Below are 12,920 nucleotides of genomic sequence, written 5' to 3'. Positions count from 1 at the left end.
TATTTGAGTTACGATTATGTTAAGAGAAATACTAAGGTTTGAGTTTTCGTATAGAAAAAACCGACCTGCTACTTATATATACTTCGGGATTTTATTTATCCTTTGCTTTGCTGCTGCTACCTCCAAATACGTAAGTTTTGAAGGAGTTGCCGGGGGCCAGATTAAAGAGAACTCTCCGTTCTTTTTAACGACCATGATTATTATCATGACGTTCTTCATGACCTTCATCTGCTCGGCCATTATGGGCGTTGCCATACTAAGAGATTTTGAGCATAAGATGGAGTCATTGATGTTCAGCACAACGGTTTCTAAATTTGATTACCTGCTTGGCCGATTTCTGGGTTCGTTTGTTGTGATGGTTTTTGTTTATTCTGCCATCTGGATAGCCCTCATGCTGGGTTTTGCCATTGGAGAATATCTTCCCTGGGATCCATCATGGGAAGGGAAAAAGATGCTTCCTTTTAATGCCTGGTCTTATCTCCAACCATTTATTTTCTGGGGTATCACCAATATATTTATTCAGGGTGCTATTTTCTTTTCAGCCGGGGCATTAAGTCGCTCGACTATTGTTATTTATACGCAAGGGATCGTCTTATTTGTATTATATCAGATTACCAATACTATTTTAAGTGATATTGACAACAAGACCATTGCGGCTTTACTAGACCCTTTCTGTTATCGCACCTTTCAGATTTATACAGAATACTGGACACCTGCCCAGAAAAACACCTTGCTTGCGCCCTTGGAAGGGGTTTTATTATGGAACCGGGTTATCTGGTGTGGTGTGGCCTTGCTTATTCTGATTATTACCTATTTCTCTTTCAGTTTCCATGTGGTTCGTAATAGTTTGTTTAAAAGAAAAGCTATTAAAGAAGAAAAAGCTGCGATACAACCTGATTCTATCAGTATTCCAGTAGTACATCAGTTCAGCGGATTTGGTACCAATCTGAAACAACTCTGGAAAGAGGCAATCTTTTATACCAAAATGATTGTCAGAGAAATCCCGTTCATTGCCATCATTTTTGTAGGTCTGGCCGATTTGATTATCAGTTCGTTTTATTTTGATGAAATGTATGGTACAAGCTCCTACCCTATTACGGCCAATGTAATAGGTCTGTTGAATGGCTTCGATCTTTATTTCTTGATTATTGTCGTTTTCTATTCCGGCGAAATCATCTGGAAAGAGCGTGTGACCAATATGCACCTCATTGTTGATGCAACTCCTGTTCCTGACTGGGTAAATCTTTTTGCCAAATTTGTAGGCTTATTGATTATCTATATAGGCTTGCTGCTTATACTTATCCTATCCGGTATTCTTATTCAGGCGAGTCATGGGTATTTCAATTTTGAAATCTCACTCTATTTCAAGGCACTTTTTACCAATACCCTGATTTTCTTGGTGCTTTATACCCTACTTTCTTTCTTTGTGCAGGTAATGGCCAATAATAAGTTTGTGGGTTTTGCCATGATGTTTGTGTTCTTCCTTGTTACTTTTTTCTTAGGGGCAGCAGGTATTCAACACCCGCTATTCTCTTTTGGTAGTGGTAGTCTGCGTGATTATTCAGATATGAACAAATACGGGCATTTTCTTACGAGATTCTCCTGGTTAAAACTATACTGGCTTGCCTTTGTAGCTTTCTTGTTTGTTCTTTCAGTGGTTTTTGCGGTTCGCGGTTCGGAAGCAGTGATGAAAACCCGATTAAGAGTAGGAAAGTTACGTTTAACCCGCCCTATCCTGACTATTGGTATTTTCTCACTCATTGCTTTCATTGCCGCAGGATGTTTTGTATTCTATAATACCAATCGCCTGAATACCTATGAAACACGGGAAGCAGGTGAAGAAAAACAGGTAGCTTACGAAAAAGCACTGAAGAAATTTGAGCATATACCACAGCCGAAAATCATTGATGTTAACCTGAAAGTTGAGATTTACCCGCAGGACAGGAATTTTACTGCTGAAGGCTATTTCTGGCTGAAAAATAAGACAGATAAAACTTTAGCCGATGTGCATATTCAGAATGACGAAGAACATAAAATGAAGCTTGATTATCTGAAATTTGACGGTGGCGCGAAAGAAAACAAGACTTATAGTAAATATGGGTATATAATTTATACGCTAAATAAGCCTTTAGCACCCGGTGATTCGGTGAAGATGTCGTTCAAAACCAGATATGAAACTAAAGGTTTTGTAGCAAGTGGCGGAAATACGGATGTGGTTTATAATGGTACGTTCTTTAATAATCTCTATTTCCCGACTATCGGTTATGCTGAAAATTATGAGATTAATGATGATGATACCCGCCGTAAACATAAATTGCCGGAGAAAGAACGGATGATGGAACAGAATAATCCGGTGGGCTTATCTCAGAGTTTATTTGGTGACGACGCCGACTATATCCGTTTTGAAATGGTAATTGGTACTGAAAAAGACCAGACGGCTATCGCTCCGGGTTATCTCCAAAAAACGTGGAACGAAAATAACCGCAAGTATTTCCACTATAAGATGGATGTACCGATGTGCGATTTCTATTCGATTGTATCAGCCAGATATGAGGTTAAGAAAGATAAATGGAAAGATGTTAATCTGGAGATTTATTATAATAAAGGCCACGAGTATAATCTGGACAAAATGATGGCTTCAATGAAGGCTTCTTTTGATTATTTCTCTAAGAATTTCAGTCCTTATCAATATCGCCAGATGCGCATTATGGAATTCCCGAGATATTCAGAGTTTGCGCAATCGTTTGCTAATACAGTTCCGTTTTCAGAGGGGATAGGTTTTATACAGAAAGTATCTGATCCGAAAGAAGACATTGATATGCCTTATTATGTAACAGCTCATGAATTAGGGCATCAATGGTGGGGGCATCAGGTAGCTGAGGCTAATGTGAAAGGCAATGCTATGCTATCAGAAACACAGGCACAATACTCAGCCTTGATGGTAATGAAACATACGGTTACACCCGAATTGATGCAGAAATTCCTGAAATATGAGCTCAACAGATATTTACAAGGGCGTGCAACCGAACGTAAAAAAGAACAACCTTTAAATATGGTTGAATCGCAGGGATATATTCATTATCGCAAAGGTTCAGTCATTATGTTTGCCTTGCAGGATTATATCGGCGAAGAAAAAGTAAATCTGGCTTTAAAGAATTTCCTGACAGATTGGCAATATCCAGGCCCTGATTCAAAAAACAAGCGCTATCCGACCAGCAATGATTTATTGAAATATTTCAAGGCTCAAACACCTGATTCGCTCAAAAATATCATTACCGATATGTTTGAGACCATTACTCTATTTGAGAATAAGGTGGAGAAAGTAGAATACAAGCCTTTGAAAGATAAAACCTTTGAGGTTAAAATAACTACAACCAATGAGAAGTTCAGAGCCGATAGTTCAGGCAATGAAACGCCGATTGCCATTAGCGACTGGATTGATGTGGGCGTTTATGCAAAAGACAAAAAAGGAGAAGATAAGCTCTTGTATCTGAAAAAGCACAAGGTTACGAAGAAGAACAATACGTTTACAATTATTGTGAAAGAAGAACCTACCAAAGCAGGTATTGACCCAATTAATAAGTTGATAGACCGCCATGCAGAGGATAATACCAAAGCGGCGGAGAAGAGTGAAGGAGTTTAGCCGTTATTCATCAAGGAGGGCTAATTTATATTAGTCCTCTTTACTTGATAGATACCCCTAAACTAATGCCACCTCTTAGCTCAAATACACCTAAGCCATAAGAAGGTGTAACATTGGCTCTTAGGAAGAGCACTCTTGGGTGCGGGGGAATATCAAAAACTACCTGTTGCCGCAAACCCAGGATAAAGTAGCCATTATGCCTTATATCTCCATTAGGATATGCGCCAAAGGTATAGCCAAGACCCGTTTCACCGAATAGTTCAGAAGCAATTCTTGAAGGGGCTGACTTGCATTTTACGTATACCCTATTCATAATACGTTTGCGAAGATTATTAAAAAGGAAATTATAAGTAGCTGTGACAGGAAATGAAGCACCTCCCCCATTCCTTATATTAATCTCATTTACCCCGCCTCCCGGAAGATACCCGATGCCTCCTCTAAGGCTCATAAAGCTGGTTCTCCAACGGACAGGTAAATATTCATAATTGATTGATATAATCGGACTAGAGGCGAAAGTTTCGACCATAATAGCCGATGTATATCGGGTACGATACATGAGCTGTCCTTGGCTATTATTGAAAAATAGCAAAACAAATATGATGGGCAGGAAATATTTCACCAGATTAATTAGGAATAACTTTCATTTAAAGTAAGATAAAAACATACCAAAATGTGTTCAATTCAAGAAAATTTGTTTAATTCACGGCTGAACTCTTGAAAATAATCACAAAATAAGAAACCTTAGGTAAAAATCATCAATAAACTAGTAAAAATAATAATTATACCTAAACTCTATAATGATATGCTTTATATGAATTATCGGAATCTTTCTCATTTTAAAATAGCCTCTCTGAAATTAAAGATTCAGAAGACCATTTTTTACAAAACGGTAAGTGCTGCTTTTTTATTGCAACCTGCACTTTTAGTATACGTCTTAAATAATTAAGGTTTGCTTTGTTCGTTCAAAAATAGTAATAATTACTGACAACATCTTTTAGGCAAGTCTTATTTTCTACCAATTACATAACAAACAAAAAAACAATATTAAAATGAGTATCAGGTTCAGGCTTATCATCATGAATTTCCTCCAGTTTTTTATCTGGGCTTGCTGGCTTCTAACGATAGGGGCTTATTGGTTCCAGAATAAAGGCTGGTCGGGAGCAGAATTCGGAGCTATTTTTTCAACCATGGGGATTGCCTCTTTATTTATGCCTACTCTAACAGGAATCATCGCCGATAAATGGGTAAGTGCCGAAAAATTATATGCTATTTTACATTTATTAGGTGCAGCTGCACTAATCTATATTCCTGAGGTAAACAATCCAGGTGATTTCTTCTGGGTTATTTTGTTGGTAGTTATCTTTTATATGCCCACTTTAGCACTATCCAATTCTATTGCCTATACTATCTTAACCAGAACTCAAACTGATATAGTCAATGATTTTCCTCCTATCAGGGTGTGGGGTACGGTTGGTTTTGTCGTGGCCCTCTGGGTTGTTAGTCTTACACATAACGAGACTTCGGCAAATCAGTTTTATATTGCTGCAGGAGCAGCCATAACATTGGCTGTTTATTCATTCACTTTGCCTAATTGTCCTCCTTTGGCAAAGGAAACAGATAAGAAGACCTTTGGTGAGCTACTGGGCTTAAATGCTTTTCTTTTATTCAAAGACAGTAAAATTGCCTTGTTTTTTATTTTCTCAATGTTTCTGGGAGCTGCGCTACAATTGACCAATGCCTATGGTGATACTTTTTTGCATGATTTTGCTACAGCAGATGCCTATAAAGATACAATAGCTGTTAAGTATCCGGCTATTATTATGTCTATTTCTCAGATTTCGGAGACCTTGTTTATTTTAGCTATTCCTTTCTTTTTAAAGAGATTCGGTATCAAGCAGGTGATGCTTTTCAGCATGATTGCCTGGGTATTGCGTTTTGGCCTTTTTGCCTTTGGTAACCCGGGAGATGGTTTGTGGATGATTATTCTCTCTTGTATTGTATACGGAATGGCCTTTGATTTCTTCAACATTTCTGGCTCATTGTTTATTGAAACATATACAAGCCCGAAAATACGTGCAAGTGCCCAGGGTTTATTTATGATGATGGTGAATGGTTTTGGAGCGGTTTCGGGAAGCTTAATCAGTGGATTTATTATTCAGGCTTACTTTACTCATACAGATGGTACGAAAGAATGGAAAGGCATCTGGTTGACATTTGCTGCTTATTCATTAATCGTAGCTGTGCTTTTTGCTATTTTATTTAAGCATAAGCACGAAAAGAATATCGTTGTTACAAAACATTAATTAAGATATTATATCTAACAAAAGCGAGAAAAAGCATAGTCCTATCTCGCTTTTGTTTATTGACAATTTATGCTAATACACTCTCTTTTACTTCTTTATCTTTATTGCTTGAAAATATCCACAAACCTGCAAAAGTAATAAAGCCGTTAAGCATGAGTTTTGAGAAACCAAATTCGAATGAGAAAAGGCTAATGCTTAGTTCTTCTATAAGATAAGTCAGGATTGGAGAGGCAATACAAATAAACGGAACGAATTTATCAATAACCGGACGTTTGTTATACAAACCAAAAGCGAACAAACCCAGTAGAGGCCCATAGGTATAACCCGCAATATTAAATACTGCCGAAATTACCTCTTGACTATTCAGGGCTTTAAATATTATAATTACTACAAAAAACACCCCAGTAAAGCCAATATGTGTCCAGTGTTTCAGTTTTTGTCTTTCTTTCTCTGAGCGGTTTTCAAATTTCAGGAAGTCTACACAGAAAGAGGTTGTAAGGGCCGTTAACGCTGAATCTGAGCTGGCATAGGTAGCGGCCGTGATACCCAATAAGAAAGTGACTGCAGCCAGTGTACCAAAGTGATTACCTAGAGCTAAAGACGGATATAAATCATCAGTTTTAGTAGGAATAGGAAAACCCATTTGCTCTGAATAGACATATAACAATACACCTAGGCTCAAGAAAAGCAGATTAACAAACACTAATACCACATAAAACCAGAACATATTTTTCTGTGCTTCACCAATGCTTTTACAAGTAAGGTTTTTTTGCATCAGATCCTGGTCGAGCCCGGTCATAGTCATAGCTATGAAAGCTCCCGATAGAAAGTCTTTGACAAAGTGGTGTTTATTTGCCCAATCCCATACAAAAATCTTTGAATATGGGCTGTCCGTAACAGTTGTTAATACATCACCTGCTGTCAGGTTTAGCTGTTTGGCAATCAGATAGATAGTCATTACCAAAGCTGTTAATAAAAAGAATGTTTGCAGGGTATCTGTAATGATAATAGTTTTTACCCCACCCTTGAAGGTATAAACAAAGATTAAACCCATAGCAATCAGCACTGTCAATTCGAAAGGCACACCTAAGTCTTCAAAAATCGCTAATTGCAGTACTTGTACTGCTACATACATTCTTACAGCAGAACCAACGGTGCGGGAAAGCAAGAAAAATGCTGAACCTGTTTTATAAGACCAGAAGCCGAAGCGTTTCTCAAGGTATCCATAAATAGAAATCAGATTAAGCCTGTAATACATGGGCATCAGTATTGTAGCGATTACCCAATAACCAACGGCATATCCCAAAACCACCTGAAAGTAAGAAAATTGGATTTTTCCAACAGCACCGGGTACAGAAACGAACGTTACACCAGAAATTGATGTTCCTATCATACCGAATGCCACTAAATACCAGGGCGATTGGCGGTTGGCAGTAAAAAAAGTATTGGTGTCGGCTCCTCTGGCTGTATAGATAGAAATGGCAATCAGTACTAAAAAGTAAACGACAAGAATGGTCAGGGCAAGCGTAGAACTCATTGATGTTTAGGTTTATTAGTTTGTTTCAATTTGGGTCAAATATCAAAACTTTTTTCGCTATAACAAAACGACTCTTTGCGAAAAATGAATTATCTTAGCATAAAAATCGGCGAAATACGTATCAATAGAACCCTGTTTTTTCGTTATTAATTGTATCGTTAACCAATAAAATTGTTTAGTATTAAAATCAGTAAAAGTATAGAGATGGCAACATTACCGAATCCTGAAATTGAAGTCATTGAGGAAGTAATCGAAGATATTGAAAGTATTAAATTGTGGGAACTGGTGGTCTATAATGATGAAGTGAATACTTTCGACCATGTGATTGAGACTTTAATTGAGGTTTGTCAGCATTCGCCGGAGCAAGCAGAGCAATGCACGCTTATCATCCATTATAAAGGCCAATGTGGCGTAAAATCAGGAGATTTTGAAGAACTGGCTCCTATGAGAAATGAAATTTGCCGAAGAAAAATATCAGCCGAAATTATGCTGAAATAAAGTATTTTCTTTTAACAGAAATTGTATTAAATCCATTACAACAATATATCAATTACACCAAAAAGGTTTGAATAGCATTGAACTTCCCCTCTAAATTAATAGAAGACGCTGTCGTTGAAATCTCAAAGCTTCCTGGTATTGGAAAAAAATCTGCCTTGAGACTGGTTTTGCATTTGCTGAAAAGAGAAGAAAACCAGACACAGCTATTAGCTGATGCGCTGATAGCTATGCGTACTAAAACGACATATTGTCGAAAATGCCATAATATATCTGACGATGAACTGTGTCAGATATGTAGTTCACCTCGTCGTGATCAGAATATTATCTGTGTAGTAGAAGATACCCGCGATGTACTGGCTATTGAAAATACCGCACAATACAGAGGCTTATATCATGTATTAGGCGGAATCATTTCTCCATTAATGGGTGTTGGGCCAAATGACCTTAATATTGATTCTTTACTGAAACGTATTGAACAAGCAGATGAGAACGAAAAAGTACAGGAGATAATTCTTGCCTTAAGTCCGACCATGGAAAGTGATACTACGGCTTTTTATCTGCAAAAGAAACTCAAGGCCTATCCAGTTAAAATCAGCACAATCGCTAGAGGTATCCCGATTGGTGGAGATCTGGAATATACAGATGAAGTAACACTCGGTAGAAGTATTCTGAGCAGGATAGCTTATGATTAATAGTATCTAAAAATACTACACATACTTTCATAACTCAATGACGAATCCAGAGATAAAGGATGCTTTTCCTAAACCGAAAAGTTTTCCACGCATTAAAATCTGTTGTATCAGTAGTATTCAGGAAGCACATGATGCCATTAGTTTTGGGGCTTCTGCCTTAGGCTTAGTAGCTAAAATGCCTAGTGGCCCCGGCCCTATTGCAGACGAGTTAATCAGGGAGATTGTGGCTACTATCCCACCTCCTATTGCTTCTTTCTTATTAACCAGTCGTACAGATACCAAAGCCATTATTGAGCACCAAAAATTGGTCAACAGTAATGTAATCCAGATTGTTGATACTATTTCTACTGGCACTTATGCTGATTTCAGGACTGAAATACCAGCTATTAAGATTGTGCAGGTAATTCATGTAGTTGATGAAAAAAGCATTGATGATGCATTGGCACGTGCCGAACAGGTTGATGCGCTCTTGTTAGACTCTGGCAATCCTAATCTGGCAGTAAAAGAATTGGGTGGAACAGGGCGCGTACACAACTGGGCGTTAAGCCGTAAAATTGTGGAGCAATCAAAAGTGCCGGTGTTTCTGGCAGGTGGTTTAAAAGCTGAAAATGTGCGGGCAGCCATCGAAAACGTACAACCCTATGGCTTAGATTTATGTAGCGGTGTTCGAACAAACGGACACTTAGACTTGTTTAAATTAGAAACGTTTTTTAATGAAGTTTATAAGCTATAAGAAAATTTAAGTCTCTATATTTGCGCCAGTCAAATTCAATTAATCAAGATTAATTTATCATAAATCCCCTGCATAAACCATGAACAGAAAAGATTTCATCAAAGCTATTGTCGGAAGCTCTTTCATACTGAAAATGGGTGATGTGTTTGCAAAACCTGTGAGCTTTGAAGGCATGTATACATTAGCTCCTCTTCCTTATGCTAACGATGCGCTTGAACCACATATCGACAAAATGACAATGGAAATTCACCATGACCGTCATCATAAAGCATACGTAGATAATCTGAATAAAGCCATTGCTGGTACAGATATGGAAAAAGTACCTTTGGCACAATTGATAAAAGATATAAGCAAATATCCGGTTGCTGTCAGAAATAACGGCGGCGGGCACTGGAATCATACTTTCTTCTGGCAAATTATGGGTCCAAAAGGTGGTGGTGCTCCAAGCGGAAAACTAGCTACAGCTATCAATACTGCTTTCGGAAGTTTCGATAAAATGAAAGAAGAATTTGCCAAAGCTGCTACTACCCGTTTTGGGTCAGGCTGGGCATGGTTGATAGTTGGACCAGACAAAAAACTGAAGATTACTTCTACACCAAATCAGGATAATCCGTTAATGGATGTTACAGCAGATAAAGGGACACCTATCCTGGCTATCGACGTTTGGGAGCATGCGTATTACCTGAAATACCAGAACAAACGTGCCGATTATATCACAGCATTCTGGAATGTAGTGAACTGGGATAAGGTAAGCGAAAACTTTGAAGCTGCCTGAAAATAAGGTATTCATATCAAAAAAGCAGGGAAGGATTTACATATTGTAAGTCCTTTTTTGCTTAAAACAGGCTGTTATCTGGTATTTTTTTGTTATATTTGCTATGAATTAATGCTTTCTTGAATTGACTCCCATGAGTGAAGAAAACCCTAAGTACGATCCGCTTCAACAAAAAGAAGTTATTGATGATATGTTTGAGAACTGGTTTCTCGACTATGCATCCTATGTCATTTTAGAGCGTGCTGTACCTGCCATTGAAGATGGCTTGAAACCTGTACAGCGCCGTGTAATGCACGCCCTCAAAGAAATGGACGATGGCCGCTTTAATAAAGTTGCCAACGTTATTGGCTCCACTATGCAATTCCACCCACATGGAGATGCCTCTATTGGTGATGCCATTGTTTCGATGGGGCAAAAAAATCTCCTATTAGATACTCAGGGAAACTGGGGAGACATAAGAACTGGAGACGGCGCCGCTGCTCCACGATATATTGAGGTAAGGCTATCAAAATTTGCCAATGATGTCTTATTTAATGAAGACACTACCGAATGGCAGATGTCTTATGACGGCAGAAAACGTGAGCCTATTAACCTCCCTGCCAAATTCCCTCTATTATTAGTACAAGGAGTTGAAGGTATTGCCGTTGGTCTTTCGACCAAAATATTACCACACAATTTTATTGAAGTCTGCGAAGCTTCTATTGCTTTCCTGAAAAAAGAACCATTCCAGCTATACCCCGATTTTCTGACAGGTGGAATGATTGATGTTGGTACGTATAATGACGGTGCCAGAGGTGGTAAAGTAAAAGTAAGAGCTAAAATTGCTGAACTGGATAAGAAGACACTTGTCATTAAAGAAATTCCGTTTGGTACTACCACTACCAGCCTCATTGAGTCAATCATAAAAGCGAATGATGCCGGTAAAATAAAAATAAAAAAGGTAGAAGATAATACCGCTAAAGAAGTATCTATCATTATACATTTAGCACCTAATACTTCACCTGATATTACGATTGATGCGCTATATGCTTTTACTGAGTGTGAAAACTCTATTTCTCCGAATGCCTGTGTGATTATTGACGAAAAACCGCATTTCGTTACAATTAGCGAAATCCTTCGTCAGTCTACAAATCAGACCATGCACTTGTTAAAACGAGAGCTAGAAATCAAGAAGCATGAATTGAAAGAGAAATTACTGTATAGTTCATTAGAGAAAATCTTCATCGAAAACCGTATCTATCGTGATATTGAAGAGTGTGAAACATTTGAGGCAGTAATAGAAACAATCGACAAAGGTTTAGAACCATTTAAGAAAGATTTCTACAGAGAGATTGTTGAAGAAGATATTTTACGCTTGTGCGAAATCAAAATCAAGCGTATTTCTAAATATGACTCTTTCAAAGCTGATGAATTGATGCGTCGTTTAGAACAGGAGTTAGCTGAAGTAGAAGACGATTTGTTAAATCTTGTACGCTACACTATCAACTTCTTTAAAGACCTGTTGAAAAAATACAGCAAAGGACGTGAGCGTAAGACTGAAATCAGACAATTCGGAGCTGTACAGGCAACTGTAGTAGCCGCCAATAACCAAAAACTTTATGTCGACCGTGAAGGAGGTTTCATAGGTTACGGTCTGAAAAAGGATGAATATGTCATGGACTGCTCGGATATTGATGATATTATTGCCTTTAAGCGTGATGGCAAGTATGTCATCACCAAAATTCAGGAGAAAGTATTCGTTGGTAAAGACATTATCTATTGCTCAGTATTCCGTAAGAATGATGAGCGTAAAATCTACAACGTTATCTATTCTGATGGCAAATCGGGGTCTTCTTATGCTAAGCGTTTCTTTGTAACGGGTATCACCCGTGATAAGGAATACGATGTATCAATGGGTAATCCAAAATCGAAAGTCTTGCATTTTTCGGCGAATGATAATGGTGAAGCCGAAACTGTTTTTGTCAACCTGACAGCCAACTCAACTGCCAAGAAAAAACAATTGGATTGGGATTTTGCTACCTTGTCTATAAAAAACAGAAGCTCAATGGGAAATTTGATTACCAAATTCCCTGTCAGAAAAGTAGTTTTCAAATCAGCAGGTAAATCTACTTTGGGTGGAGTTGATATCTGGTTCGATGCAGTTATTGGTAAACTAAATAGAGACGAGCATGGCTCATACCTAGGCAATTTCGGTTCAGAAGACAGAATATTGGTTCTTTATAAAGATGGGCAATATGAATTGACCAACTTTGAATTAACTAATCGTTACGAACCAAGAGAGATATCTAAAGTAATAAAATTTGCTCCTGATAAAGTTATCTCTTGCTTATATTTTGATGGTGAAAACAAAATCTTCTATATCAAGCGTTTCAAAATTGAAACTACTACTATAGACAAAAAATTCCTGTTTATTACTGATACTAAAAATTCCCGCTTATTGTTTGTAAGCACCGATAAATATCCAAGGATATCGCTCAAAACCAAAGCTGACAAAAAAGCCCCTATTGAAACACAGACTATTAACGTTGATGAGTTTGTAGAGGTAAGAGGCTGGAAGGCCATCGGACAGAAATTGAATGCTTATGATGTAGTAGAAGTAAAAATACTCGACCCTAAGCCTGAAGAGGTAGAAGTAACAAAAGAAGTAGTACAAGTTCCAGAAGCTCAATCTGAAACCCAGCAGGAAGGCTCCGATAATTCTGATAGTCAATTAGCTTTATTTTAATACTGGGTACACAA

Annotated in this window: 9 protein-coding genes; 7 read left to right on the top strand and 2 right to left on the bottom strand. The window is 37.9% G+C overall.

Annotation, left to right across the window (positions count from 1 at the left end; genetic code table 11):
* Window positions 1-16 precede the first annotated feature (16 nt).
* On the top strand, window positions 17-3,643 hold the full coding sequence (locus ACYVFA_RS24845) for an ABC transporter permease/M1 family aminopeptidase (protein ID WP_460474561.1): 3,627 nt from the start codon (window positions 17-19) through the stop codon (window positions 3,641-3,643).
* 40 nt (window positions 3,644-3,683) lie between these two features.
* Here the strand turns inward: ACYVFA_RS24845 and ACYVFA_RS24840 are convergent, their stop codons facing one another.
* Window positions 3,684-4,199, bottom strand: coding sequence for a hypothetical protein (locus ACYVFA_RS24840; RefSeq protein WP_460474560.1), 516 nt, complete (start codon window positions 4,197-4,199; stop codon window positions 3,684-3,686).
* Between the two features lie 493 nt (window positions 4,200-4,692).
* Between ACYVFA_RS24840 and ACYVFA_RS24835 the strand changes: the two genes are divergently transcribed.
* On the top strand, window positions 4,693-5,946 hold the full coding sequence (locus ACYVFA_RS24835) for a nucleoside permease (RefSeq protein ID WP_460474559.1): 1,254 nt from the start codon (window positions 4,693-4,695) through the stop codon (window positions 5,944-5,946).
* Window positions 5,947-6,013: 67 nt separating this feature from the next.
* Here the strand turns inward: ACYVFA_RS24835 and ACYVFA_RS24830 are convergent, their stop codons facing one another.
* A complete protein-coding gene (locus ACYVFA_RS24830; protein ID WP_460474558.1) occupies window positions 6,014-7,483 on the bottom strand; it encodes a sodium:solute symporter in 1,470 nt (489 codons plus the stop codon).
* Window positions 7,484-7,687: 204 nt separating this feature from the next.
* Here ACYVFA_RS24830 and ACYVFA_RS24825 point away from each other — a divergent pair, with 204 nt between their 5' ends.
* The 5 genes from ACYVFA_RS24825 (at window position 7,688) to ACYVFA_RS24805 (ending at window position 12,906) form a co-directional block, all read left to right on the top strand.
* Complete coding sequence (locus tag ACYVFA_RS24825; protein WP_460474557.1) at window positions 7,688-7,981, top strand: ATP-dependent Clp protease adaptor ClpS; 294 nt, start codon at window positions 7,688-7,690, stop codon at window positions 7,979-7,981.
* Between the two features lie 77 nt (window positions 7,982-8,058).
* Entirely contained in the window at window positions 8,059-8,673 is a 615-nt protein-coding gene (gene recR, locus ACYVFA_RS24820; protein ID WP_460474556.1) for a recombination mediator RecR, read from the top strand.
* 37 nt (window positions 8,674-8,710) lie between these two features.
* Window positions 8,711-9,406: a phosphoribosylanthranilate isomerase gene (locus ACYVFA_RS24815; protein ID WP_460474555.1), complete on the top strand. Its 696-nt coding sequence runs from the start codon at window positions 8,711-8,713 to the stop codon at window positions 9,404-9,406.
* A gap of 79 nt (window positions 9,407-9,485) precedes the next feature.
* Window positions 9,486-10,181 (top strand): superoxide dismutase, encoded by a 696-nt coding sequence (locus ACYVFA_RS24810; protein ID WP_460474554.1) that lies wholly within the window; start codon window positions 9,486-9,488, stop codon window positions 10,179-10,181.
* Between the two features lie 133 nt (window positions 10,182-10,314).
* Complete coding sequence (locus ACYVFA_RS24805) at window positions 10,315-12,906, top strand: DNA gyrase/topoisomerase IV subunit A (protein ID WP_460474553.1); 2,592 nt, start codon at window positions 10,315-10,317, stop codon at window positions 12,904-12,906.
* Window positions 12,907-12,920: the final 14 nt, after the last annotated feature.

This window comes from Emticicia fontis, from assembly GCF_054779675.1.
The sequence above is the reverse complement of the archived record's forward strand: the minus strand, read 5'-3'. Positions and strand labels throughout refer to the sequence as shown.

What these genes read in the sequence shown, in the direction of transcription:
- ACYVFA_RS24845 (WP_460474561.1), top strand. Translation starts at nt 17, where the DNA reads ATGTTAAGAGAAATACTAAGGTTTGAGTTTTCGTATAGAAAAAACCGA.
- ACYVFA_RS24840 (WP_460474560.1), bottom strand. Translation starts at nt 4,199, where the DNA reads ATGTATCGTACCCGATATACATCGGCTATTATGGTCGAAACTTTCGCC.
- ACYVFA_RS24835 (WP_460474559.1), top strand. Translation starts at nt 4,693, where the DNA reads ATGAGTATCAGGTTCAGGCTTATCATCATGAATTTCCTCCAGTTTTTT.
- ACYVFA_RS24830 (WP_460474558.1), bottom strand. Translation starts at nt 7,483, where the DNA reads ATGAGTTCTACGCTTGCCCTGACCATTCTTGTCGTTTACTTTTTAGTA.
- ACYVFA_RS24825 (WP_460474557.1), top strand. Translation starts at nt 7,688, where the DNA reads ATGGCAACATTACCGAATCCTGAAATTGAAGTCATTGAGGAAGTAATC.
- ACYVFA_RS24815 (WP_460474555.1), top strand. Translation starts at nt 8,711, where the DNA reads ATGACGAATCCAGAGATAAAGGATGCTTTTCCTAAACCGAAAAGTTTT.
- ACYVFA_RS24810 (WP_460474554.1), top strand. Translation starts at nt 9,486, where the DNA reads ATGAACAGAAAAGATTTCATCAAAGCTATTGTCGGAAGCTCTTTCATA.
- ACYVFA_RS24805 (WP_460474553.1), top strand. Translation starts at nt 10,315, where the DNA reads ATGAGTGAAGAAAACCCTAAGTACGATCCGCTTCAACAAAAAGAAGTT.